Here is a 23,335-nt window from a genome sequence, read left to right as displayed (position 1 = left end):
AGGATAGAAAATGGAATCACTGGCCGCACTCTATAAAAATCATATCGTTACCTTACAAGAACGGACGCGCGACGCGCTGGAGCGCTTCAAGCTGGATGCGTTACTTATTCACTCAGGCGAACTTGTTAACGTCTTTCTCGACGATCATCCGTACCCGTTTAAGGTCAATCCGCAATTCAAAGCCTGGGTGCCTGTCACGCAGGTTCCTAACTGCTGGTTGCTGGTGGATGGCGTAAACAAGCCGAAACTGTGGTTCTACCTGCCGGTCGATTACTGGCACAACGTTGAGCCGCTGCCGACCTCTTTCTGGACGGAAGAAATCGAGATCATCGCGCTGCCGAAAGCGGATGGTATCGGTAGCCAACTGCCTGCTGCTCGCGGCAATATCGGTTACATTGGCCCGGTTCCGGAACGTGCCCTGCAACTGGACATCGCGGCCAGCAACATCAACCCGAAAGGGGTGATTGACTACCTGCATTATTACCGTGCCTATAAAACGGACTACGAACTGGCCTGTATGCGCGAAGCGCAGAAAATGGCGGTAAATGGACACCGTGCAGCAGAAGAAGCGTTCCGTTCCGGAATGAGCGAGTTTGACATCAACCTCGCTTACCTGACTGCCACCGGTCACCGCGACACCGACGTGCCATACAGCAACATCGTGGCGCTTAACGAGCATGCTTCGGTTCTTCATTACACCAAGCTGGATCATCAGGCGCCGTCTGAAATCCGCAGCTTCTTGCTCGACGCTGGCGCGGAATACAACGGCTATGCGGCAGACCTGACGCGTACCTGGTCGGCGAAAAGCGACAACGACTATGCGCATCTGGTGAAAGACGTTAACGACGAAGAGCTGGCGCTGATTGCCACCATGAAAGCAGGTGCCAGCTACGTGGATTACCACATTCAGTTCCATCAGCGCATCGCGAAGCTGCTGCGTAAGCATCAAATCATCACCGATATGAGTGAAGAGGCGATGGTAGAAAATGATCTTACTGGGCCGTTTATGCCACACGGCATTGGTCACCAGTTGGGCCTGCAGGTACATGATGTCGCTGGCTTTATGCAGGATGACAGTGGTACCCATCTGGCCGCGCCGTCGAAGTATCCTTACCTGCGTTGCACCCGCGTATTGCAACCGGGCATGGTTCTGACCATCGAACCGGGCATTTACTTCATTGAATCTCTGCTGGCGCCGTGGCGTGAAGGGCAGTTCAGCAAACACTTCAACTGGCAGAAAATTGAAGCCCTGAAACCGTTCGGCGGTATTCGTATTGAAGACAACGTGGTGGTCCACGAAAACAATATCGAAAACATGACTCGGGATTTGAAACTGGCGTAATGGACAGTTGGTTAATCCCTGCGGGGCCGGTTAGCGTCGTTGAAGAGATCAAAAAAAGCCGCTTCATTACGCTGCTCGCCCATACGGACGGCGTAGAAGCGGCAAAAGCGTTTGTTGAATCAGTCAAAGCGGAACACCCGGACGCCCGCCACCATTGCGTGGCGTGGGTGGCGGGTGCGCCCAATGACTCGCAGCAGCTAGGATTTTCAGACGATGGCGAACCGGCGGGTACGGCAGGTAAACCGATGCTCGCACAGCTGATGGGGAGCGGTGTCGGTGAGATTACCGCTGTAGTCGTGCGCTACTACGGCGGTATCCTTCTCGGTACTGGAGGATTGGTAAAAGCCTACGGCGGCGGTGTGAATCAGGCGTTGCGCCAGTTAACGACACAGCGCAAGACGCCATTAACCGAATATACTTTGCAGTGTGAGTACGGTCAGCTGGCAGGCATTGAAGCTTTGCTGGGGCAGTTTGACGGTAAAGTCGTTGCCAGTGATTACCAGGCTTTTGTTCGACTCAGGGTGGCGCTTCCTTTTGCCAAAGTGGATGAGTTTTCGGCAAAACTGGCGGATTTTAGTCGTGGTTCATTGCAATTGTTAGCGATTGAAGAATAATCCCCACCTCATTTTAAAGAACTAAGGAAGCGGCAGAGATGCATTTTCGCGCCATCACCCGAATCGTTGGACTACTGGTCATCTTATTCTCGGGGACAATGATTATCCCTGGACTGGTAGCGCTCATATACCGTGACGGGGCAGGGCGTGCATTCACCCAAACTTTCTTCGTTGCTTTGGCGATCGGCTCCATGCTGTGGTGGCCAAACCGTAAAGAGAAGGGCGAGCTGAAATCGCGCGAAGGATTTCTGATTGTCGTTTTGTTCTGGACCGTTCTGGGCAGCGTGGGTGCGCTACCGTTCATCTTTGCGGAAAGCCCCAACCTGACGATAACCGACGCTTTTTTTGAATCCTTTTCCGGATTGACCACCACCGGTGCAACGACGCTGGTGGGGCTGGATTCATTGCCACACGCGATTCTCTTTTATCGCCAGATGCTGCAATGGTTCGGCGGGATGGGGATCATCGTGCTGGCGGTGGCTATTCTGCCTATTCTTGGCGTGGGTGGGATGCAGCTCTATCGGGCAGAAATGCCGGGGCCGCTGAAAGATAATAAGATGCGCCCGCGTATTGCCGAAACGGCGAAAACGCTGTGGCTTATCTATGTATTACTGACGGTGGCGTGCGCGCTGGCGCTATGGTTTGCCGGGATGCCCGCGTTTGACGCCATTGGGCACAGTTTTGCCACGATTGCCATCGGTGGTTTTTCCACACACGATGCCAGCGTGGGGTATTTCGACAGTCCCACGATTAATACGATTATTGCTATCTTCTTGCTGATCTCCGGTTGTAACTACGGTCTGCACTTCTCTTTATTAAGCGGGCGTAGTCTGAAGGTTTACTGGCGCGATCCGGAATTCCGCATGTTCATCGGCGTGCAGTTGACGCTGGTGGCTGTCTGTACGTTGGTGCTGTGGATACACAATACCTATGGCTCGGCGCTCACGACGATTAACCAGGCCTTTTTCCAGGTGGTATCGATGGCGACGACTGCCGGATTTACCACGGACAGTATTGCCCGCTGGCCGCTGTTCCTGCCGGTGCTGCTGCTGTGTTCTGCTTTTATCGGCGGCTGTGCCGGGTCGACGGGGGGGGGCTTGAAGGTGATTCGTATCCTGCTGCTGTTTAAGCAAGGCAACCGCGAATTGAAACGACTGGTTCATCCGAATGCGGTTTACAGTATCAAACTGGGTAACCGTGCGTTGCCGGAGCGAATTCTTGAAGCCGTATGGGGATTCTTCTCTGCCTATGCGTTGGTCTTTATTATCAGTATGCTGGCGATTATTGCGACCGGCGTTGATGACTTCTCCGCGTTTGCCTCTGTTGTGGCAACGTTGAATAACCTGGGGCCTGGACTGGGGGTTGTTGCCGACAACTTTGCCAGTATGAACCCTGTGGCGAAGTGGATCCTGATTGCCAATATGCTGTTTGGTCGTCTGGAGGTCTTTACTCTGCTGGTGCTCTTTACCCCTACCTTCTGGCGTGAATAATGGAGTAACACGTGAAAACACTGATTCTTTTTTCTTCCCGGGACGGACAAACGCGTGAAATCGCTGAATATCTGGCTTCTGAACTCAAAGAGCTGGGCGTTTGGGCAGATGTTGTTAATTTGCATCGTACCGCGGAGCCGGACTGGCAAAATTATGACAGCGTGGTGATTGGCGCCTCGATTCGCTATGGTCATTACCATGCTGCTTTTCAGGAGTTTGTGAAAAAGCATGCCACACGGCTGAATTCGATGCCGAGTGCGTTCTACTCCGTAAACCTCGTTGCCCGTAAACCGGAGAAACGTACGCCGCAAACCAACAGCTATGCGCGTAAGTTCCTGATGAGTTCGCCGTGGCGACCAGATCACAGTGCAGTCATTGCGGGTGCTTTGCTGTATCCCCGCTATCGCTGGTATGACCGAGTTATGATCCAACTGATAATGAAGATGTCAGGCGGTGAAACGGATACGAATAAAGAAGTGGTGTATACCGATTGGGAACAGGTTGCGAGATTCGCGCGGGAAATAGCCCAATTAACCAACAAAACGTCGTTAAAATAAACGTAAAGAATAAAAAATACGCATTCGGAAGATTATTTTAAATTTCCCCTTGTCAGCCTGAAATAACTCCCTATAATGCGCCTCCACTGACACGGAACAACGGATTACAAGCCGCCGGGTCAGCGGGGTTCCACTGAGAACTCCGGCGAAGAAAGCGAAATTAAATGCTTGACTTCGCAGCGGGATGGCGTAATATGCACACCCCGCGCCGCTGAGAAAAAGCGAAGCGGCACTGCTCTTTAACAATTTATCAGACAATCTGTGTGGGCACTCGAAGATACGGATTCTTAACGTCGCAAGACGAAAAATGAATACCAAGTCTCTGAGTGAACATACGTAATTCATTACGAAGTTTAATTCACGAGCATCAAACTTAAATTGAAGAGTTTGATCATGGCTCAGATTGAACGCTGGCGGCAGGCCTAACACATGCAAGTCGAACGGTAGCACAGAGGAGCTTGCTCCTTGGGTGACGAGTGGCGGACGGGTGAGTAATGTCTGGGAAACTGCCCGATGGAGGGGGATAACTACTGGAAACGGTAGCTAATACCGCATAACGTCGCAAGACCAAAGAGGGGGACCTTCGGGCCTCTTGCCATCGGATGTGCCCAGATGGGATTAGCTAGTAGGTGGGGTAACGGCTCACCTAGGCGACGATCCCTAGCTGGTCTGAGAGGATGACCAGCCACACTGGAACTGAGACACGGTCCAGACTCCTACGGGAGGCAGCAGTGGGGAATATTGCACAATGGGCGCAAGCCTGATGCAGCCATGCCGCGTGTATGAAGAAGGCCTTCGGGTTGTAAAGTACTTTCAGCGAGGAGGAAGGCGTTGTGGTTAATAACCGCAACGATTGACGTTACTCGCAGAAGAAGCACCGGCTAACTCCGTGCCAGCAGCCGCGGTAATACGGAGGGTGCAAGCGTTAATCGGAATTACTGGGCGTAAAGCGCACGCAGGCGGTCTGTCAAGTCGGATGTGAAATCCCCGGGCTCAACCTGGGAACTGCATCCGAAACTGGCAGGCTAGAGTCTTGTAGAGGGGGGTAGAATTCCAGGTGTAGCGGTGAAATGCGTAGAGATCTGGAGGAATACCGGTGGCGAAGGCGGCCCCCTGGACAAAGACTGACGCTCAGGTGCGAAAGCGTGGGGAGCAAACAGGATTAGATACCCTGGTAGTCCACGCCGTAAACGATGTCGACTTGGAGGTTGTGCCCTTGAGGCGTGGCTTCCGGAGCTAACGCGTTAAGTCGACCGCCTGGGGAGTACGGCCGCAAGGTTAAAACTCAAATGAATTGACGGGGGCCCGCACAAGCGGTGGAGCATGTGGTTTAATTCGATGCAACGCGAAGAACCTTACCTACTCTTGACATCCAGAGAACTTAGCAGAGATGCTTTGGTGCCTTCGGGAACTCTGAGACAGGTGCTGCATGGCTGTCGTCAGCTCGTGTTGTGAAATGTTGGGTTAAGTCCCGCAACGAGCGCAACCCTTATCCTTTGTTGCCAGCGATTCGGTCGGGAACTCAAAGGAGACTGCCAGTGATAAACTGGAGGAAGGTGGGGATGACGTCAAGTCATCATGGCCCTTACGAGTAGGGCTACACACGTGCTACAATGGCATATACAAAGAGAAGCGACCTCGCGAGAGCAAGCGGACCTCATAAAGTATGTCGTAGTCCGGATTGGAGTCTGCAACTCGACTCCATGAAGTCGGAATCGCTAGTAATCGTGGATCAGAATGCCACGGTGAATACGTTCCCGGGCCTTGTACACACCGCCCGTCACACCATGGGAGTGGGTTGCAAAAGAAGTAGGTAGCTTAACCTTCGGGAGGGCGCTTACCACTTTGTGATTCATGACTGGGGTGAAGTCGTAACAAGGTAACCGTAGGGGAACCTGCGGTTGGATCACCTCCTTACCTTAAAGAAACGTTCTTTGTAGTGCTCACACAGATTGTCTGATGAAAATTAGCAGTAAGAAAATCTCTGCAGGCTTGTAGCTCAGGTGGTTAGAGCGCACCCCTGATAAGGGTGAGGTCGGTGGTTCAAGTCCACTCAGGCCTACCAAATTCTTTCTGATACCGCGTTGTGAAACGACTCGCATACTTCAGTATGCTTCGCCGCTCCACGCCTTGTCTCAGCAGGAATTAAGGTGAATGAGATAACTACGATGGGGCTATAGCTCAGCTGGGAGAGCGCCTGCCTTGCACGCAGGAGGTCTGCGGTTCGATCCCGCATAGCTCCACCATCTTTACTGCAAAAACACAAGAAAACTTCAGAGTGTACCTGAAAAGGTTCACTGCGAAGTTTTGCTCTTTAAAAATCTGGATCAAGCTGAAAATTGAAACGACACACTGTTTCATTTCTCCGTAATAAGAAATGAAAAGCGGTGTGTTCGAGTCTCTCAAATTTTTGCAAGTCGATGATGAATCGAAAGAAACATCTTCGGGTTGTGAGGTTAAGCGACTAAGCGTACACGGTGGATGCCCTGGCAGTCAGAGGCGATGAAGGACGTGCTAATCTGCGATAAGCGTCGGTAAGGTGATATGAACCGTTATAACCGGCGATTTCCGAATGGGGAAACCCAGTGTGTTTCGACACACTATCATTACGTGAATACATAGCGTAATGAAGCGAACCGGGGGAACTGAAACATCTAAGTACCCCGAGGAAAAGAAATCAACCGAGATTCCCCCAGTAGCGGCGAGCGAACGGGGAGCAGCCCAGAGTCTGAATCAGCTTGTGTGTTAGTGGAACGGTCTGGAAAGTCCGACGGTACAGGGTGATAGTCCCGTACACCAAAATGCACAGGTTGTGAACTCGAAGAGTAGGGCGGGACACGTGGTATCCTGTCTGAATATGGGGGGACCATCCTCCAAGGCTAAATACTCCTGACTGACCGATAGTGAACCAGTACCGTGAGGGAAAGGCGAAAAGAACCCCGGCGAGGGGAGTGAAAAAGAACCTGAAACCGTGTACGTACAAGCAGTGGGAGCCTCTTTATGGGGTGACTGCGTACCTTTTGTATAATGGGTCAGCGACTTATATTCTGTAGCAAGGTTAACCGTATAGGGGAGCCGAAGGGAAACCGAGTCTTAACTGGGCGTTAAGTTGCAGGGTATAGACCCGAAACCCGGTGATCTAGCCATGGGCAGGTTGAAGGTTGGGTAACACTAACTGGAGGACCGAACCGACTAATGTTGAAAAATTAGCGGATGACTTGTGGCTGGGGGTGAAAGGCCAATCAAACCGGGAGATAGCTGGTTCTCCCCGAAAGCTATTTAGGTAGCGCCTCGTGAATTCATCTTCGGGGGTAGAGCACTGTTTCGGCTAGGGGGTCATCCCGACTTACCAACCCGATGCAAACTGCGAATACCGAAGAATGTTATCACGGGAGACACACGGCGGGTGCTAACGTCCGTCGTGAAGAGGGAAACAACCCAGACCGCCAGCTAAGGTCCCAAAGTCATGGTTAAGTGGGAAACGATGTGGGAAGGCACAGACAGCCAGGATGTTGGCTTAGAAGCAGCCATCATTTAAAGAAAGCGTAATAGCTCACTGGTCGAGTCGGCCTGCGCGGAAGATGTAACGGGGCTAAACCATGCACCGAAGCTGCGGCAGCGACACTATGTGTTGTTGGGTAGGGGAGCGTTCTGTAAGCCGTTGAAGGTGTGCTGTGAGGCATGCTGGAGGTATCAGAAGTGCGAATGCTGACATAAGTAACGATAATGCGGGTGAAAAACCCGCACGCCGGAAGACCAAGGGTTCCTGTCCAACGTTAATCGGGGCAGGGTGAGTCGACCCCTAAGGCGAGGCCGAAAGGCGTAGTCGATGGGAAACAGGTTAATATTCCTGTACTTGGTGTTACTGCGAAGGGGGGACGGAGAAGGCTATGTTAGCCGGGCGACGGTTGTCCCGGTTTAAGCATGTAGGCGGAGGTTCCAGGTAAATCCGGTACCTTTTTAACGCTGAGGTGTGATGACGAGGCACTACGGTGCTGAAGTAACAAATGCCCTGCTTCCAGGAAAAGCCTCTAAGCATCAGGTAACACGAAATCGTACCCCAAACCGACACAGGTGGTCAGGTAGAGAATACCAAGGCGCTTGAGAGAACTCGGGTGAAGGAACTAGGCAAAATGGTGCCGTAACTTCGGGAGAAGGCACGCTGATATGTAGGTGAAGCGGTTTACCCGTGGAGCTGAAATCAGTCGAAGATACCAGCTGGCTGCAACTGTTTATTAAAAACACAGCACTGTGCAAACACGAAAGTGGACGTATACGGTGTGACGCCTGCCCGGTGCCGGAAGGTTAATTGATGGGGTTATCCGTAAGGAGAAGCTCTTGATCGAAGCCCCGGTAAACGGCGGCCGTAACTATAACGGTCCTAAGGTAGCGAAATTCCTTGTCGGGTAAGTTCCGACCTGCACGAATGGCGTAATGATGGCCAGGCTGTCTCCACCCGAGACTCAGTGAAATTGAACTCGCTGTGAAGATGCAGTGTACCCGCGGCAAGACGGAAAGACCCCGTGAACCTTTACTATAGCTTGACACTGAACACTGGTCCTTGATGTGTAGGATAGGTGGGAGGCTTTGAAGTGTGGACGCCAGTCTGCATGGAGCCATCCTTGAAATACCACCCTTTAATGGCTGGTGTTCTAACGTGGACCCGTGATCCGGGTTGCGGACAGTGTCTGGTGGGTAGTTTGACTGGGGCGGTCTCCTCCTAAAGAGTAACGGAGGAGCACGAAGGTTAGCTAATCCTGGTCGGACATCAGGAGGTTAGTGCAAAGGCATAAGCTAGCTTGACTGCGAGAGTGACGGCTCGAGCAGGTGCGAAAGCAGGTCTTAGTGATCCGGTGGTTCTGAATGGAAGGGCCATCGCTCAACGGATAAAAGGTACTCCGGGGATAACAGGCTGATACCGCCCAAGAGTTCATATCGACGGCGGTGTTTGGCACCTCGATGTCGGCTCATCACATCCTGGGGCTGAAGTAGGTCCCAAGGGTATGGCTGTTCGCCATTTAAAGTGGTACGCGAGCTGGGTTTAGAACGTCGTGAGACAGTTCGGTCCCTATCTGCCGTGGGCGCTGGAGAATTGAGGGGGGCTGCTCCTAGTACGAGAGGACCGGAGTGGACGCATCACTGGTGTTCGGGTTGTCATGCCAATGGCATTGCCCGGTAGCTAAATGCGGAAGAGATAAGTGCTGAAAGCATCTAAGCACGAAACTTGCCCCGAGATGAGTTCTCCCTGAGACTATAAGTCTCCTGAAGGAACGTTAAAGACGATGACGTTGATAGGTCGGGTGTGTAAGTGTAGCGATACATTGAGCTAACCGATACTAATGAACCGTGAGGCTTAACCTTACAACGCCGAAGATGTTTTGGCGAAGAGACGACATTCAGCTTGATACAGATAACATTAACCGGCGAAAAGCGGGTTAATAACAGAATTTGCCTGGCGGCTGTAGCGCGGTGGTCCCACCTGACCCCATGCCGAACTCAGAAGTGAAACGCCGTAGCGCCGATGGTAGTGTGGGGTCTCCCCATGCGAGAGTAGGGAACTGCCAGGCATCAAATAAAGTGAAGAAGCCCATCCTGACGGATGGGCTTTTTTGCGTATGTGCGGGGTAAAACCGCCGGGCTGGACGTATTGTGCAGGCCTGATAAGCGCAGCGCATCAGGCAGATCACGACACCGCAGTTATCTTCTGGCCCATTGCGTAACAAAATCAGCTACTTGCTGTATGTTGTTGATATCTAACAATGGAACATCCACCGCCAGCGGAACGTCACTGGCAACCGCTATAACATAGTCGTCCATCACCAATTCCTCAGGACTATGCCCGCAGCCTTCGCGGAAAAGTAGGATCTTAGCGACAGGTTCATGCTTAAATCCCTCGACCAACACCATATCCAACGTTGAAGCGTCCATCCGGCTTACCAGATACGCTAAATCCAGTTCGGGCTCTTCCGGTGTTTCTACCATTAATGCCCAACGTTGCTGGCTGGCGACCAGCGTTTGTGCTGCACCGGCTTTGCGTAACTCATAGCTATCTTTACCGGGCTTGTCGACATCCATCTTGTGATGAGTATGCTTAATCAATCCGGGACGTATACCTCTGGCACGTAGTTCCGGGATCAACTTTTTGAGCAGCGTGGTTTTTCCCGTGCCGCTCCATGCCGCAATGGCGAGTAATGGGATCATGATTTTTCCTGCCATTTTGCGAGCTCTTCGGGGGTGTTCACGTTTACGAACGCATCTTTATGATCGCTGAAATCGACAGCATGACCGCCAGCCAGACGCATAAAGACCATAACGCGTCGTTCACCGGACTGAAGATAATCCTGCAGTAAAGGCTGTATAGAGCGGTGCATCAGCGCAATGGTTGGGTGATCTCTTTCACCATCATGCACCCAGACAACCGGTGCTGCTTTGCGCTGCTCTTTTAAACGAGCGACCAGATCGTGAGGAATATAGGGCATATCGCACGGGCAGAACAAAAACCATTCCCCCGTTTGCTGCAGGAATACCGATAGCATCCCGGCCAGTGGGCCAGGGAAATCGGCCAATGAATCGGGAATAACTTTCAGGCCGCTTTGCTGGTATATATCCCTGTGGCGATTGGCATTAACCACCACGGTTTCGACCTGCAAAGCGAGAATGTCGGCCACATGTCGCCAAAGAGGTTTACCGTCCAGCTCAAGCAGACCTTTATCGGTTCCGCCCATCCGTCTGGCCTTACCGCCAGCCAGCACAACCCCTGTTATTGCACTATCCAGAATCACTGATATCGCCTCTTTTAATGTGGGATTGACCCTGCTAACGTATCTGTATTGAGCCTAAGGAGCACAACCATGAAATGTAAACGTCTGAATGAAGTTATTGAACTCCTCCAGCCTGCCTGGCAGAAGGAACCCGATCTTAACCTGATGCAATTTTTACAGAAACTGGCGCAAGAGTCAGGTTTTGACGGCGAACTGGCGGATTTAACTGATGACATTCTGATCTATCACCTGAAAATGCGTGACTCGGCGAAAGATGCGGTCATTCCAGGTATTCAGAAAGATTATGAAGAAGATTTTAAAACTGCACTACTCCGCGCACGTGGCGTAATTAAAGAGTAAAAGCTTGTAATCGCCGCCACCGAAAGCGCTGCGAAATGATATCCTGAATCATTCGTAGTATTTTCCGGATGATGGGATGAACGACAACGCTTTTAATTTCCAGACGCTACACCCGGATACCATCATGGATGCACTGTTTGAGCAGGGGATCCGGGTGGACTCCGGGCTTACCCCGCTTAACAGCTATGAAAACCGTGTCTATCAATTCCAGGACGAAGACCGTCGACGCTTTGTCGTTAAGTTTTATCGCCCTGAACGTTGGTCTGTCGATCAGATCCAGGAAGAGCACCAGTTTGCTCTGGAACTGGTAAACGATGAAGTCCCGGTAGCTGCTCCGCTGGTATTCAGCGGTCAAACGCTATTAAGCCATCAGGGTTTCCATTATGCGATCTTTCCCAGCGTCGGTGGACGTCAGTTTGAAGCCGACAACATCGATCAGATGGAGGCGGTGGGGCGCTATCTCGGGCGTATGCACCAGACCGGATGCAAGCGTACTTTTGCCTTCCGCCCAACGATCGGCCTTGAAGAATACCTGACTGAGCCGCGTAAAGTTTTTGAACACGCACAGCTAATCCCATCAGGGCAAAAAGCGGCCTTCCTGAAGGCAACGGATGCGCTTATCGCGATCGTTACTGAACGCTGGCATACGCGTTTAACCACGTTACGCCTGCACGGTGATTGTCATGCCGGTAATATTCTGTGGCGCGATGGCCCGATGTTTGTCGATTTAGATGATGCCCGCAACGGTCCGGCTATTCAGGATTTATGGATGCTCCTCAATGGCGATAAAGCTGAACAACGTATGCAGCTTGAAACCATTATCGAGGCTTATGAAGAGTTTAGTGAGTTCGACATCTCTGAAATCGGACTGATAGAACCTTTACGCGCTATGCGTTTAGTTTATTATCTTGCCTGGCTAATTCGACGTTGGGCTGACCCTGCATTTCCAAAAAACTTCCCGTGGTTAACCGGGGAAGATTACTGGCATCGTCAGACCGCGACCTTTATTGAGCAGGCAAAAATTCTGCAAGAGCCCCCCTTACAATTAACGCCAATGTATTAATCGGAGAAACTTGAACATGAAAAAAATATGGCTGGCGCTGGCTGGTATGGTCTTAGCTTTTAGCGCATCTGCAGCGCAGTTCCAGGATGGCAAACAATACATCACTCTGGAAAAGCCAGTTGCGGGTGAACCGCAAGTGTTGGAGTTCTTCTCCTTCTACTGCCCGCACTGCTACCAGTTTGAAGAAGTGCTTCACGTATCTGATAATGTGAAGAAAAAGCTGCCGGAAGGCACCAAGATGACCAAATACCACGTCGAGTTTCTCGGGCCTTTGGGTAAAGATCTGACGCAGGCATGGGCGGTTGCAATGGCGCTGGGTGTTGAAGATCAGGTCACCGTTCCGCTGTTTGAAGGCGTTCAGAAAACCCAGACCGTTCAGTCTGTTGCTGATATCCGTAAAGTGTTTGTCGACGCAGGTATTAAAGGCGAAGATTATGATGCGGCATGGAACAGCTTCGTGGTGAAATCACTTGTGGCACAGCAGGAAAAAGCGGCGGCTGATTTACAGCTGCAGGGCGTTCCGGCGATGTTCGTGAATGGCAAATATCAGGTCAACCCGCAGGGCATGGATACCAGCAGCATGGATATCTTCGTGCAACAGTATGCGGATACCGTGAAGTACCTGGTTGGTCAGAAATAAAAGCAAAAGCCGGTCACTGACCGGCTTTTTTATTTGAGGCTTTAATCGCGTCGAGCTGCGCGTCTTTCTCACTCCATAGCGTATTTAGCCAGAGCTGAAACCGACGCTTGAATCCCTTATCGTTCACGTAGTCACCGTGCAACTCTTCATGAATTGGCTCCAGATTCACCCGCACGACAATCCGCGTTAACTTACCGCTCAGCATGTCGTAGAACGGTCGACTGCTGTTTTCCGGATAGCACAACGTGACGTTCAACATTTTATCGAACTGTGAACCCAGTACATTCAATGCCATTGCAATACCGGCCGCCTTAGGAGGGAGCAGGTTTTGATAGGGCGAGCGGGTTTGCTCACGTTTATCTTTGGTAAAGCGCGAACCTTCGACAAAATTCACAATGGTTGTCGGGTGTACGCGAAATTTCTCGCAGGAACGACGCGTTGTTTCGACATCTTTACCACGGCGTTCCGGATGGCGAAGCAGATAGCCACGTGAATAGCGTTTCATAAACGGCATATCCAGCGCCCAGCAGGCCAGGCCAATAAAGGGTACCCAGGCCAACTGCTGCTTGAGGAAATATTTATTCATCGGGATGTGCTTACGGAACAGAACGCAAAGCACAACGATATCGGCCCAGCTGTAATGATTACAAATGAGCAGATACCAGTTTTTCTTGCTAAGACCTTCCAGTCCTTCAACATCCCACTTTAGCCGTGGATTAAGGTGCAGCAGTAGCGCCAGACCTTCACACCAGCAGTACATCATGAAATTACAGAAGACAGAAACCTTGCGCCAGACGACAGGAATAGGCAAAAGGAGTTTCACAACTCCCGCAAGGATGATCGGCACAGAACAAAAAATCGTGACCAATATGGTCAATACGATACTCAGCAACAGCGTTATCGCAGCGAGTATTCTCGTCATAATTAAATTATTCAAAAGGTTAGCCATAGACAGTGCGCGAAAGAGGCGCAAGGGGCTGATTTTATCAGAAAACGAACCAAATGATGGATCTTCCCTCAATAGAAAAAAGAGGAATATCTATCCACATCAGGATATAAGCTGTAAAAATGGAATAAAATGCTGTGTATTTATTTAATTCATTGAAATACATATAAAAATATTATGAGGCAATAATTGCCTTGTTATATTTAAAGAGCTGTAAATTATTTATTCACAAAGTTATCCACAGCTGTCTTTGCGAGCAAAGCAGAAGATCTACAAAAGTTTTTCGACAAATGCGGCGAAAAACTCATGTTTTCATCCTGTCTGTGGCATCCTTTACCCATAATCTGATAAACAGGCACGGACATTATGGTTCAGATCCCAGAAAACCCACTTATCCTTGTAGATGGCTCATCTTACCTGTATCGCGCATACCACGCGTTCCCACCGCTGACTAACAGTGCAGGAGAACCTACGGGTGCGATGTACGGTGTCCTCAACATGCTGCGTAGCTTGATTTTGCAATATCAGCCGACCCACGCGGCGGTGGTATTCGACGCCAAGGGTAAAACCTTCCGTGATGAGTTATTCGAACACTATAAGTCGCACCGCCCACCCATGCCGGACGATCTGCGTGCGCAGATTGAACCTCTGCATGCGATGGTAAAAGCGATGGGGCTGCCACTGTTGGCGGTTTCTGGCGTGGAGGCGGATGATGTCATCGGTACGCTGGCGCGGGAAGCAGAGAAGGTGGGTCGTCCGGTGCTGATTAGCACTGGTGATAAAGATATGGCTCAGTTGGTGACGCCGAATATCACCCTTATCAACACCATGACCAATACGATCCTCGGCCCGGATGAGGTGGTAAATAAATACGGTGTCCCGCCGGAACTGATCATCGATTTCCTGGCGCTGATGGGGGATTCCTCAGATAACATCCCTGGCGTTCCAGGCGTAGGTGAAAAAACTGCGCAGGCTCTGCTGCAGGGGCTGGGTGGGCTGGATACTCTCTATGCTGAATCAGACAAAATTGCAGGGCTGACATTCCGTGGTGCGAAAACCATGGCGGGCAAACTTGAGCAGAATAAAGAGGTGGCGTACCTCTCTTATCAATTGGCTACTATCAAAACGGATGTTGAGCTGGAGTTGACCTGCGAGCAGCTGGAAGTCCGTCAACCGGCAGCGGAAGAACTGCTTGGCCTGTTTAAACAGTATGAATTCAAACGTTGGGTTACTGACGTTGAAGCGGGTAAATGGCTACAGGCGAAAGGGACGAAGCCGGCGGCAAAACCGCAAGAAACTATTGTCGTCGATGAAACGCCTGAGGAGCCGGCTACGGTTCTTTCGTATGATAACTATGTGACGATTCTGGACGAAGCGACGCTGGAAGAGTGGATCGCGAAGCTGAAAAAAGCACCTGTCTTTGCCTTCGATACTGAAACTGACAGCCTGGACAATATTTCCGCGAATCTGGTTGGCCTGTCTTTTGCCATTGAACCGGGTGTGGCGGCATATGTTCCTGTTGCCCACGATTACCTGGATGCCCCCGATCAAATAGCTCGCGATCGCGCGCTGGAGCTGCTGAAGCCGCTGCTGGAAGATGAGAACGCGCACAAAGTCGGGCAGAACCTGAAGTACGATCGTGGTATCCTGGCGAACTATGGCATCGAGCTGCGCGGCATCACCTTTGACACCATGCTTGAATCCTACATTCTTAACAGCGTCGCTGGCCGACACGATATGGACAGCCTGTCGGACCGCTGGCTTAAACATAAAACTATCACCTTTGAAGAGATCGCTGGAAAAGGCAAAAACCAGCTGACCTTTAACCAGATAGCATTGGAAGAAGCCGGGCGTTACGCTGCGGAAGACGCCGACGTTACGCTACAGCTGCATCTGAAAATGTGGCCAGAATTACAGCAACATAAAGGGCCACTGAACGTCTTTGAAAATATCGATATGCCGCTGGTGCCAGTTTTGTCTCGTGTTGAGCGCAACGGTGTGAAAATCGATCCGGCTGTTCTGCACAAGCATTCAGAAGAACTGACGCTGCGTTTGAACGAGCTGGAGCAAAAAGCGCACGAGATCGCCGGAGAAGCGTTTAACCTCTCTTCCACCAAGCAACTGCAAACCATCCTGTTTGAAAAGCAGGGTATTAAGCCGCTGAAGAAAACCCCTGGCGGCGCACCATCAACGTCAGAAGAAGTGCTGGAAGAGCTCGCGCTGGATTATCCGTTGCCGAAAGTTATCCTGGAATATCGTGGTTTAGCAAAACTGAAGTCGACCTATACGGATAAGCTTCCGTTGATGATTAACAAGAAGACCGGGCGCGTGCACACTTCCTATCATCAGGCAGTTACCGCAACGGGTCGCTTGTCTTCAACGGATCCGAACCTGCAAAACATCCCGGTACGTAATGACGAAGGTCGTCGTATTCGTCAGGCGTTCATTGCGCCAGAAGACTACGTGATTGTCTCTGCGGACTACTCACAGATTGAACTGCGTATCATGGCGCACCTTTCACGTGATAAAGGTCTGCTTACCGCGTTTGCCGAAGGGAAAGATATCCACCGCGCAACGGCGGCAGAAGTCTTTGGTTTACCGCTTGATTCTGTGACCAGCGAGCAGCGCCGCAGCGCGAAAGCCATCAACTTCGGTTTGATCTACGGGATGAGCGCTTTTGGTCTGGCGCGCCAGTTGAATATTCCGCGTAAAGAAGCACAGAAGTACATGGATCTCTACTTCGAACGCTACCCTGGCGTGTTGGAATATATGGAACGCACCCGCGCGCAGGCGAAAGAGCAGGGTTATGTAGAAACGCTGGAAGGTCGCCGTCTCTATTTACCGGATATTAAATCCAGTAATGGTGCTCGTCGTGCAGGTGCAGAACGCGCGGCAATTAACGCCCCGATGCAGGGTACTGCCGCAGACATTATCAAACGAGCGATGATTGCGGTGGACAGATGGCTGCAAACCGAGCAACCGCGTGTGCGTATGATCATGCAGGTACACGATGAACTGGTGTTTGAAGTGCATAAAGATGACCTCGAAAGCGTCTCTAAAAAGATCCACCAACTGATGGAAAACGAGACCCAGATTGACGTGCCGTTGCTGGTGGAAGTCGGTAGTGGCGAAAACTGGGATCAGGCGCACTAAGGGTTTACTGAATAACGGCTCTTTTTCGTAACTAAGCAACATAAGAGAGAGCTTTTTGTGATGTCCATTAGAATTCCCTATGTAAGGAATGAAAAAAAATTACAAAAAGTGCTTTCTGAGCTGCTCAAAAAAGAGTAAAGTTATTCTCGTAGGGTACAGAGGTAAGATGTTCTATCTTTCAGACCTTTTACTTCACGTAATCGGATTTGGCTGAATATTTTAGCCGCCCCAGTCAGTAATGACTGGGGCGTTTTTTATTGTGCGAAAGAAAAGTTTTGTACATGCTGTAGGCCGGATAAGACGCGCAGCGGCGCCATCCGGCAATACGGTGGGTTATTCCCCGTCCTGCATCTCTTCAACCGGTGCCAGTTCACTAAACCAGCTATCCAGTTTTTGCCGCAGTTTGTCCACACCCAGCTTTTTCAGCGATGAAAATGCTTCTACCTGCACATCACCGTTAAATGCCAGTACGGCTTCGCGTACCATATTCAACTGCGCTTTGCGTGCACCGCTGGCCAGCTTATCTGCTTTAGTCAGCAGTACCAGAACCTGAACGTTGCTCTCAACCGCCCACAGGATCATCTGTTGATCGAGATCTTTTAACGGGTGACGAATATCCATCAGTACCACCAGACCTTGCAGGCTCTGACGTTTTTCCAGATATTCAGCCAGCGCGCGCTGCCATTTGCGCTTCATCTCTTCTGGAACTTCGGCATAACCGTATCCTGGCAAATCGACCAGGCGTTTGCCGTCAACGACTTCAAACAGGTTGATGAGCTGAGTACGACCTGGCGTTTTAGATGTACGCGCCAGACCCTTTTGATTCGTCAGGGTATTTAGCGCACTGGATTTGCCTGCGTTGGAACGGCCAGCAAAAGCCACTTCTATACCCGTGTCGGAAGGTAAGTGGCGAATATCAGGCGCACTCATCACAAAGTGCGTCTGTTGATAATTCAAATTAGTCAAAGCAGTCCTCTCCATCAATCAGGGCTTTGCAGCGATTATACCTGAACCCCAGCAAAAGGCTGGTTTTTCGACGAGTGGGCAGTGTGAGTAAAAACCACGCGCTTTGTGAGACATTGCCGACAGTTTCTATACGAGATGACAGAGTAAAAAATGACAGAACTAAAATAAATCATGGAGTTACATTTGGGCGCTATTCTTAAAATCAGAAATTGTTACCCAGGTTACTTGTACGTTTAAACCAAAACGGTAAAGTAGCATCCATAGCGAGGAAGCTGACAGGATAGACGACTCAGGATGAGGGTCAGGAGCGCCAGGAGGCGAAGACACAGGATTGTCAGGAAGACAAACGTCCGGAGACGTTAGTAAAAGGAAATGGAAACAACACGGAATGTTAGAGGCTAAGGGAAAAACAGGGTGTGTTGATAGCCAACAGGGATTGTAGAGCCCGTAAGGGTTGAGAGTCAGGAAAAAAGGCGACAGATTACTCTGTCGCCTTTTTTCTTTATTTCTGCTAGATTCCGGCGCAATTATATACTGAATAAAACAGCCAAAGACGAATCATGATGAAACCAACTTCTACACCACGCGGTAAAGGTCCTGCAAAAGCGCGTCGTAAAACACGCGAAGAAATTAACCAGGAAGCTCGCGACCGTAAGCGCCAGAAAAAACACCGTGGTCATGCGGCAGGTAGCCGTGCGTCCGGTAGCGAAGGCGCATCTGGTGGCGGAAACCAAAATAAGCAAAAAGATCCTCGTATTGGCAGCAAAACCCCCATTCCATTGGGCGTGACCGAAAAAGTCACCAAACAGCACAAACCGAAGAGTGAGAAACCTATGCTTTCACCACAGGCTGAGTTGGATTTACTGGAAACGGATGAGCGCCTGGATGCGCTGCTGGAGCGTCTTGAAGCAGGAGAGACCCTGAGCGCGGAAGATCAGTCCTGGGTTGATGCTAAGCTGGACCGCATTGATGAGCTGATGCAAAAGCTGGGTCTTTCTTACGATGACGAGGAAGAAGAGGAAGAAGAAGAAAAGCAGGAAGACATGATGCGCCTGCTGAAAGGCGGCAACTAACGGTTTTACACCGTGGGTCTTCCCGTCCTGCTTATAACCCTTCCGGTTATATGTTATCTGGTGTGGTTATTCGTTAAACTACAGCGGTTGTCGCGGCGACAGAAGTGGCTGCGCAACCGACTTATCACCCGTACTGGGGTTAAGTCGGTACGCCGTACCCGCCAGAGACGCCATCGGAAGGAGTGAGCATGTCAGAGCAGTTAATAGACTGGGACCTGGCCCTGATCCAGAAATATAACTATTCCGGGCCACGATATACCTCGTACCCGACCGCGCTGGAGTTTTCTGAAGACTACGGCACTGAAGCATTTCTAAAGGCCGTGGCGCGTTATCCTGAGCGTCCTCTCTCGCTGTACGTTCACATCCCGTTCTGCCACAAGCTGTGTTATTTCTGTGGCTGTAACAAGGTCGTGACTCGCCAGCAGCATAAAGCCGATCAATACCTCGATGTCTTAGAACAAGAAATTATTCATCGCGCACCGCTGTTTGCCGGACGTCATGTCAGTCAGCTGCACTGGGGCGGCGGCACGCCAACGTATCTGAATAAAGCGCAAATCAGCCGTTTGATGTCGCTGCTGCGTGGCAACTTTAACTTTAACGACGACGCCGAAATCTCGATCGAAGTGGATCCGCGTGAAATTGAGCTGGATGTGCTCGATCATTTACGCGCTGAAGGTTTTAACCGCCTGAGCATGGGGGTGCAGGACTTCAATAAAGAAGTTCAGCGCCTGGTGAACCGTGAGCAGGATGAGGAGTTTATCTTTGCGCTGCTGAATCATGCGCGTGAGATTGGCTTTACCTCAACGAATATCGATCTGATTTATGGTTTGCCAAAACAGACGCCGGAAAGTTTCGCCTTTACCCTGAAACGCGTTGCTGAGCTGAATCCAGACCGACTGAGCGTCTTCAACTACGCGCACCTGCCGACGCTGTTTGCCGCTCAGCGCAAGATTAAAGACGCCGACCTGCCCAGCGCGCAGCAGAAGCTGGATATCCTGCAGGAAACCATTTCTTCACTGACCGAAACCGGTTATCAGTTCATTGGTATGGATCACTTTGCTCGGCCGGATGATGAGCTGGCGATTGCTCAACGCAAGGGTGTGCTGCATCGTAATTTCCAGGGTTATACCACCCAGGGTGATACCGATCTGCTGGGAATGGGCGTGTCAGCCATTAGTATGATTGGTGACAACTACGCGCAGAACCAGAAAGAGCTGAAGCGCTATTATCAGCAGGTTGACGAGCAGGGGAACGCACTGTGGCGCGGAATTGCCCTGACCCGCGATGACTGCATTCGTCGTGATGTTATTAAGCTCCTGATCTGTAACTTCCGCCTCGACTATGCCGCTGTGGAACAGCAATGGGATCTGAACTTCGCTGACTATTTTGCCGAAGACCTGAAACTGCTGGCACCACTGGCGAAAGATGGGCTGGTGGATGTGGATGAGAAGGGGATTCAGGTTACGCCGAAGGGGCGCCTGTTGATCCGTAATATTTGCATGTGCTTTGATGCCTATCTGCGGCAGAAAGCACGCATGCAGCAGTTCTCCCGCGTCATTTAACCGGGTTACCCGGTGGCGCTACGCTTACCGGGCCTACACGTCGCAATAATCTGTAGGCCGGATAAGCGTTAGCGCCATCCGGCGCGCCTTCAGCTGAACAGCCCAACCAGCGCCGCACACAGCACTGCGGCAACCGCAGTTTGTGGCGTATGGCTTTCGACCGCACCGCTCGACAGTAGATTAATCATTGATTCCAGCATGATGACTTCCCCCGTTTGCCGGGCACGATCATACTTAACTCATCGGAACAGTAAAGCGCAAAATAGCAGCAATTTGCGCTCAATTATCAATCTTTACACAGTGACGAATCGTCACTCCATTCCGAGTTCTTTTAACTTACGCGTCAAGGTATTACGGCCCCAGCCAAGCAGGCGTGCGGCTTCCTGTTTGTGCCCCTGGGTATGACGTAGCGCGGTGGTCAACAGCGTGCGCTCCATTTCAGGTTGAGCCTCAGAAAGCAGGTTTTGATGACCGGAACGCAAGGCCCGGTCTGCCCACTGTGCCAACAGGGTTGCCCAGCTGTCTGGCTGCATATGGGACGGTGCGTCAGGCACGGTGGTTTCAAACAGCTCGGCTGGTAAGTCCTGAATCAGTACTTCCTGCCCGGCGGCCATGACGGTTAACCAGCGGCAGGTGTTCTCAAGCTGACGCACGTTACCCGGCCAGGCCAGACGGGTCAGCGCCGCCTCGGTCTCCGGGTGTAATTGTTTGGCTTCAACCCCCAGTTCGTGCGCGGCCTCCTGCAGGAAATGGCGCGCCAGACGTGGGATATCTTCCCGACGTTCACGCAGCGGCGGCAAATGCACGCGGATGACGTTCAGACGATGGAATAAGTCTTCGCGGAATTTGCCTTCCTGTACGCGTAGTTCCAGATTCTGGTGCGTGGCGGCGATAATACGTACGTCCACCTTCACGGGCGCATAGCCGCCAACGCGATAAAACTGTCCATCGGCTAATACGCGCAATAAACGCGTTTGCACGTCCAGCGGCATATCGCCAATTTCATCGAGGAACAGCGTACCGCCGTCAGCCTGTTCAAAGCGCCCCTGACGAATGGTATTCGCCCCGGTAAACGCGCCTTTCTCGTGACCAAACAGCTCAGATTCGATCAAATCTTTTGGGATTGCCGCCATGTTCAGGGCGATAAACGGCGCTTTGACGCGCGGGCTATGACGGTGCAACGCATGGGCGACCAACTCTTTACCGGTCCCGGACTCCCCGTTAATCAATACGCTGATTGACGATCGGGACAGGCGGCCAATAATGCGAAAGACGTCCTGCATTGCCGGCGCTTCGCCGATGATGTCGGTTGTTGGGCCGTTGATCTGAACATTGCGCGGCTGCTGCTGTTCCTGATAATGGCTGATGGCACGTTCGACCAGCGCCACGGCTTCATCAATATCAAAAGGTTTGGGCAGATAATCAAACGCCCCTTGCTGATAGGCGCTGACGGCAGCATCCAGATCGGAGTGCGCGGTCATTATGATGACCGGAAGCATCGGATGCCGCTGTTTAATCTGTTTTAACAGCGTCAGACCGTCCATGCCCGGCATGCGAATATCCGACAACAGTACGTCAGGCGTTTTGCTGGCCAGCGCGTCCAGCACCTCTTTACCACTTTCAAATGTGGTACAGCTTAGCCCTGCCCCTGCGAGCGCACGTTCAAGCACCCAACGGATGGAACTATCGTCATCAACGACCCAGACTATTCCTCGTTGCATAAACGTCACCTTATTTCCTGATAGGCAGGTAAACCGAGAACTCGGTATGACCCGGCCAACTGGTAAATTCAATTTTGCCGGAATGTTGATCAATTAAATTGCGGGCGATGGATAATCCAAGCCCAGTACCGCCTTCGCGACCGCTGACCATTGGGTAGAACAGCGTGTCCTGCAAATGCGAGGGAATACCCGGACCGTTGTCCTCAACATCAATCCGTGCCGCCAGGCGATAACGTACGCCGTGCAGCGTGAGCTGAAACGCGGTGCGGGTACGTAGAATGATCTCACCGCCTTCCGCTCCCAGCGCCTGCAAAGCATTGCGCACGATGTTTAATAGAACCTGCTCGATCTGGTCCGGATCGTGCAGTAGTTCGGGCAGACTCGGGTCGTAATCACGAATCAGCGTGACGTTTTCCGGGAGCTCCATTGAGACCAGCGCCACCACGCGCTCCGCCACCTTGTGAATACTTTCCGTGACATGCATGCCAGGCTGTTGTGGTCCCAGCAGACGGTCGACCAGATTACGCAGGCGGTCGGCCTGCTCAATAATGACTTTGGTATATTCGGTCAGCGCCGGGTCCGGAAGCGCTTTGCTGAGTAGCTGCGCTGCGCCGCGTAATCCACCTAAAGGGTTCTTGATTTCGTGCGCCAGACCGCGCACCAGATCGCGGGCGGCAATCTGCTGGGCGTGCTGAAGCTGCTCCTGACTCAGACGGCGCTGGTTATCCATTGGCGCCATCTCCAGCAGGATAAGGCCATCAGGCAGCCTCTGAGCGGTCACTGAGAGGATATGTGAGTGGCTGTCTATCACCAGCGTCACTTCGTTATCCGTAAAGCCCTGGCCTGCTTCCAGGCTCTCTCGCATCAGTCCGATGTTTAAGGAGAAATAACTCAACAGATCGGGAAGCGGTGTACCAAACAGTTTGCGGGAGCTTTGGGCGAGCAGCTGTTGTGCCGCCGGGTTGGCGTAATGTACCGCCAGCTCATCGTCGACGAGTAAGATGCTGTTGATTAAAGAATTGAGGATCTGCCCAGCATCGGGCAGCGTGCCGGTTGCCATTCAGCAGTCTCCTGAAAAGTGTTGCAC

At 51.6% G+C, this 23,335-nt stretch carries 17 protein-coding genes, 2 tRNA genes, 3 rRNA genes and 1 pseudogene; 16 read left to right on the top strand and 7 right to left on the bottom strand.

Annotated elements, in window-relative coordinates; all coding sequences use genetic code 11:
* Positions 1 to 10: 10 nt before the first annotated feature.
* The 9 genes from pepQ (at position 11) to rrf (ending at position 9,570) form a co-directional block, all read left to right on the top strand.
* A complete protein-coding gene (pepQ, locus tag GUC46_RS23260; RefSeq protein WP_003844657.1) occupies positions 11 to 1,342 on the top strand; it encodes a Xaa-Pro dipeptidase in 1,332 nt (443 codons plus the stop codon).
* Positions 1,342 to 1,956 carry an IMPACT family protein gene (locus GUC46_RS23255; RefSeq protein ID WP_003841252.1) on the top strand — a complete coding sequence of 205 codons (615 nt, stop codon included), beginning with the start codon at positions 1,342 to 1,344 and terminating at the stop codon, positions 1,954 to 1,956. Before pepQ ends, GUC46_RS23255 begins: the two co-directional genes overlap by 1 nt.
* Before the next feature lie 38 nt (positions 1,957 to 1,994).
* Positions 1,995 to 3,446, top strand: a complete 1,452-nt coding sequence (gene trkH / locus GUC46_RS23250) for a Trk system potassium transporter TrkH (protein WP_003017848.1) — start codon at positions 1,995 to 1,997, stop codon at positions 3,444 to 3,446.
* Between the two features lie 11 nt (positions 3,447 to 3,457).
* The gene (gene hemG, locus GUC46_RS23245) at positions 3,458 to 4,003 is read left to right on the top strand and encodes a menaquinone-dependent protoporphyrinogen IX dehydrogenase (RefSeq protein WP_003017846.1); all 546 of its coding nucleotides are present in this window, start codon (positions 3,458 to 3,460) and stop codon (positions 4,001 to 4,003) included.
* 375 nt (positions 4,004 to 4,378) lie between these two features.
* Positions 4,379 to 5,920: ribosomal RNA gene (locus tag GUC46_RS23240) — 16S ribosomal RNA — on the top strand.
* 71 nt (positions 5,921 to 5,991) lie between these two features.
* A tRNA-Ile gene (locus GUC46_RS23235) sits at positions 5,992 to 6,068 on the top strand.
* 105 nt (positions 6,069 to 6,173) lie between these two features.
* A tRNA-Ala gene (locus GUC46_RS23230) sits at positions 6,174 to 6,249 on the top strand.
* 208 nt (positions 6,250 to 6,457) lie between these two features.
* Positions 6,458 to 9,364, top strand: a 23S ribosomal RNA gene (locus tag GUC46_RS23225).
* Between the two features lie 90 nt (positions 9,365 to 9,454).
* Positions 9,455 to 9,570 (top strand): 5S ribosomal RNA (rrf, locus tag GUC46_RS23220).
* Together the 16S, 23S and 5S rRNA genes with 2 tRNA genes alongside form the textbook arrangement of a ribosomal RNA operon.
* Positions 9,571 to 9,700: 130 nt before the next feature.
* Here the strand turns inward: rrf and mobB are convergent.
* Together mobB and mobA are read right to left on the bottom strand one after the other, a co-directional pair.
* Complete coding sequence (mobB, locus tag GUC46_RS23215; protein ID WP_003028613.1) at positions 9,701 to 10,204, bottom strand: molybdopterin-guanine dinucleotide biosynthesis protein MobB; 504 nt, start codon at positions 10,202 to 10,204, stop codon at positions 9,701 to 9,703.
* Complete coding sequence (mobA, locus tag GUC46_RS23210) at positions 10,201 to 10,728, bottom strand: molybdenum cofactor guanylyltransferase MobA (RefSeq protein ID WP_233591931.1); 528 nt, start codon at positions 10,726 to 10,728, stop codon at positions 10,201 to 10,203. Before mobA ends, mobB begins: the two co-directional genes overlap by 4 nt.
* Before the next feature lie 126 nt (positions 10,729 to 10,854).
* Here mobA and GUC46_RS23205 point away from each other — a divergent pair, with 126 nt between their 5' ends.
* The 3 genes from GUC46_RS23205 (at position 10,855) to dsbA (ending at position 12,827) form a co-directional block, all read left to right on the top strand.
* Complete coding sequence (locus GUC46_RS23205) at positions 10,855 to 11,124, top strand: YihD family protein (protein WP_003028616.1); 270 nt, start codon at positions 10,855 to 10,857, stop codon at positions 11,122 to 11,124.
* 76 nt (positions 11,125 to 11,200) lie between these two features.
* Positions 11,201 to 12,187 (top strand): serine/threonine protein kinase, encoded by a 987-nt coding sequence (locus GUC46_RS23200; RefSeq protein ID WP_134216438.1) that lies wholly within the window; start codon positions 11,201 to 11,203, stop codon positions 12,185 to 12,187.
* Positions 12,188 to 12,203: 16 nt separating this feature from the next.
* The gene (gene dsbA, locus GUC46_RS23195; protein ID WP_003028621.1) at positions 12,204 to 12,827 is read left to right on the top strand and encodes a thiol:disulfide interchange protein DsbA; all 624 of its coding nucleotides are present in this window, start codon (positions 12,204 to 12,206) and stop codon (positions 12,825 to 12,827) included.
* Positions 12,828 to 12,840: 13 nt separating this feature from the next.
* Here the strand turns inward: dsbA and GUC46_RS23190 are convergent, their stop codons facing one another.
* The gene (locus GUC46_RS23190) at positions 12,841 to 13,776 is read right to left on the bottom strand and encodes an acyltransferase (protein ID WP_003028622.1); all 936 of its coding nucleotides are present in this window, start codon (positions 13,774 to 13,776) and stop codon (positions 12,841 to 12,843) included.
* Positions 13,777 to 14,139: 363 nt separating this feature from the next.
* Here GUC46_RS23190 and polA point away from each other — a divergent pair, with 363 nt between their 5' ends.
* Positions 14,140 to 16,926: a DNA polymerase I gene (gene polA, locus GUC46_RS23185; RefSeq protein ID WP_003028623.1), complete on the top strand. Its 2,787-nt coding sequence runs from the start codon at positions 14,140 to 14,142 to the stop codon at positions 16,924 to 16,926.
* Between the two features lie 333 nt (positions 16,927 to 17,259).
* Here polA and yihA read toward each other — a convergent pair whose 3' ends face one another.
* The gene (gene yihA, locus GUC46_RS23180; RefSeq protein ID WP_003847926.1) at positions 17,260 to 17,892 is read right to left on the bottom strand and encodes a ribosome biogenesis GTP-binding protein YihA/YsxC; all 633 of its coding nucleotides are present in this window, start codon (positions 17,890 to 17,892) and stop codon (positions 17,260 to 17,262) included.
* Positions 17,893 to 18,101: 209 nt separating this feature from the next.
* Between yihA and GUC46_RS24170 the strand changes: the two are divergent.
* The 3 genes and pseudogenes from GUC46_RS24170 (at position 18,102) to hemN (ending at position 20,527) form a co-directional block, all read left to right on the top strand.
* Positions 18,102 to 18,287: pseudogene (locus GUC46_RS24170) on the top strand (hypothetical protein).
* Between the two features lie 168 nt (positions 18,288 to 18,455).
* Entirely contained in the window at positions 18,456 to 18,965 is a 510-nt protein-coding gene (gene yihI, locus GUC46_RS23175; RefSeq protein ID WP_003028627.1) for a Der GTPase-activating protein YihI, read from the top strand.
* 188 nt (positions 18,966 to 19,153) lie between these two features.
* The gene (gene hemN, locus GUC46_RS23170) at positions 19,154 to 20,527 is read left to right on the top strand and encodes an oxygen-independent coproporphyrinogen III oxidase (RefSeq protein WP_071667077.1); all 1,374 of its coding nucleotides are present in this window, start codon (positions 19,154 to 19,156) and stop codon (positions 20,525 to 20,527) included.
* 89 nt (positions 20,528 to 20,616) lie between these two features.
* Here hemN and GUC46_RS23165 read toward each other — a convergent pair whose 3' ends face one another.
* The 3 genes from GUC46_RS23165 to glnL all read right to left on the bottom strand — a co-directional run bounded on the left by GUC46_RS23165 (position 20,617) and on the right by glnL (position 23,308).
* Entirely contained in the window at positions 20,617 to 20,727 is a 111-nt protein-coding gene (locus GUC46_RS23165) for a YshB family small membrane protein (protein WP_003028631.1), read from the bottom strand.
* A 111-nt stretch (positions 20,728 to 20,838) separates the two neighbouring features.
* Positions 20,839 to 22,248: a nitrogen regulation protein NR(I) gene (gene glnG, locus GUC46_RS23160; RefSeq protein ID WP_003028633.1), complete on the bottom strand. Its 1,410-nt coding sequence runs from the start codon at positions 22,246 to 22,248 to the stop codon at positions 20,839 to 20,841.
* A 10-nt stretch (positions 22,249 to 22,258) separates the two neighbouring features.
* Positions 22,259 to 23,308, bottom strand: coding sequence for a nitrogen regulation protein NR(II) (glnL, locus tag GUC46_RS23155; RefSeq protein WP_003028636.1), 1,050 nt, complete (start codon positions 23,306 to 23,308; stop codon positions 22,259 to 22,261).
* Positions 23,309 to 23,335 lie beyond the last annotated feature (27 nt).

Origin of the sequence: Citrobacter sp. LUTT5 (genome assembly GCF_009905315.1) — a bacterium.
GTDB classification, from domain to species: domain Bacteria; phylum Pseudomonadota; class Gammaproteobacteria; order Enterobacterales; family Enterobacteriaceae; genus Citrobacter; species Citrobacter freundii.
Note: the sequence above shows the minus strand (reverse complement) of the source record. Positions and strands in the feature narration are given on the sequence as shown.

What these genes read in the sequence shown, in the direction of transcription:
- glnG (WP_003028633.1), bottom strand. Translation starts at nt 22,248, where the DNA reads ATGCAACGAGGAATAGTCTGGGTCGTTGATGACGATAGTTCCATCCGT.
- GUC46_RS23205 (WP_003028616.1), top strand. Translation starts at nt 10,855, where the DNA reads ATGAAATGTAAACGTCTGAATGAAGTTATTGAACTCCTCCAGCCTGCC.
- mobB (WP_003028613.1), bottom strand. Translation starts at nt 10,204, where the DNA reads ATGATCCCATTACTCGCCATTGCGGCATGGAGCGGCACGGGAAAAACC.
- polA (WP_003028623.1), top strand. Translation starts at nt 14,140, where the DNA reads ATGGTTCAGATCCCAGAAAACCCACTTATCCTTGTAGATGGCTCATCT.
- hemN (WP_071667077.1), top strand. Translation starts at nt 19,154, where the DNA reads ATGTCAGAGCAGTTAATAGACTGGGACCTGGCCCTGATCCAGAAATAT.
- pepQ (WP_003844657.1), top strand. Translation starts at nt 11, where the DNA reads ATGGAATCACTGGCCGCACTCTATAAAAATCATATCGTTACCTTACAA.
- GUC46_RS23200 (WP_134216438.1), top strand. Translation starts at nt 11,201, where the DNA reads ATGAACGACAACGCTTTTAATTTCCAGACGCTACACCCGGATACCATC.
- mobA (WP_233591931.1), bottom strand. Translation starts at nt 10,728, where the DNA reads ATGGGCGGAACCGATAAAGGTCTGCTTGAGCTGGACGGTAAACCTCTT.
- GUC46_RS23190 (WP_003028622.1), bottom strand. Translation starts at nt 13,776, where the DNA reads ATGGCTAACCTTTTGAATAATTTAATTATGACGAGAATACTCGCTGCG.
- dsbA (WP_003028621.1), top strand. Translation starts at nt 12,204, where the DNA reads ATGAAAAAAATATGGCTGGCGCTGGCTGGTATGGTCTTAGCTTTTAGC.
- glnL (WP_003028636.1), bottom strand. Translation starts at nt 23,308, where the DNA reads ATGGCAACCGGCACGCTGCCCGATGCTGGGCAGATCCTCAATTCTTTA.
- GUC46_RS23165 (WP_003028631.1), bottom strand. Translation starts at nt 20,727, where the DNA reads ATGCTGGAATCAATGATTAATCTACTGTCGAGCGGTGCGGTCGAAAGC.
- yihI (WP_003028627.1), top strand. Translation starts at nt 18,456, where the DNA reads ATGAAACCAACTTCTACACCACGCGGTAAAGGTCCTGCAAAAGCGCGT.
- trkH (WP_003017848.1), top strand. Translation starts at nt 1,995, where the DNA reads ATGCATTTTCGCGCCATCACCCGAATCGTTGGACTACTGGTCATCTTA.
- GUC46_RS23255 (WP_003841252.1), top strand. Translation starts at nt 1,342, where the DNA reads ATGGACAGTTGGTTAATCCCTGCGGGGCCGGTTAGCGTCGTTGAAGAG.